Origin of the sequence: Gillisia xinjiangensis, assembly GCF_046298265.1 — a bacterium.
Taxonomy (GTDB): domain Bacteria; phylum Bacteroidota; class Bacteroidia; order Flavobacteriales; family Flavobacteriaceae; genus Gillisia; species Gillisia xinjiangensis.
On record NZ_JBKAHK010000140.1, the window covers coordinates 1 to 507 of the forward strand.

Below are 507 nucleotides of genomic sequence, written 5' to 3' on the forward strand. Positions count from 1 at the left end.
TACCCGGATCGATTTCACCATGATCGAGATGGCCAGCGCCATGAAGGCCACCTCGCCCAGAATGGCGAAGTAGAAGGCCCAGTCCGTCGGCTGCGCCAGCACGAGGTCGAAGGCGGACTCCGCCGTGGCGATCGGGATCGGATTGTTGAAGAAATAGTAGGCGACGAAGAGGCCCAGGGTGAGCGAGAGCAGCGATCCCAGGATCGGTCCGGCCTGCGGCAGCCCTTCGCGCAGCTTCAGCAGGCAGACACCAAGCAGAACGATCGGACTGCCGAAGTAGGCGAGGTGCAGCGGCTCGGCCCAGTTCCAGGGATCGAAGACGGCGAGAACGCCGGCGGCCAGCGTTGCCGCCGACAGAGCCGAGAGCAGTCCGCGGCGCCACCGCGCGTCCGCGTCTATCTCCAGCAGAATGCGGCAGTACTGGATGTTGGCGAAGACGGCGAGAGCGGCCCAGAAGTCAGCCGCGCGCATCAGCACGGTCACCGGCAGAGTGGAGCCGAAGATCTG

Annotated in this window: 1 protein-coding gene; it reads right to left on the reverse strand. The window is 65.3% G+C overall.

Features of this window, described 5'->3' with window-relative positions; genetic code table 11:
* Positions 1-507 (reverse strand): hypothetical protein (locus ACKGJN_RS16895; protein WP_409540745.1); only part of this gene is annotated, 507 nt, incomplete at both ends.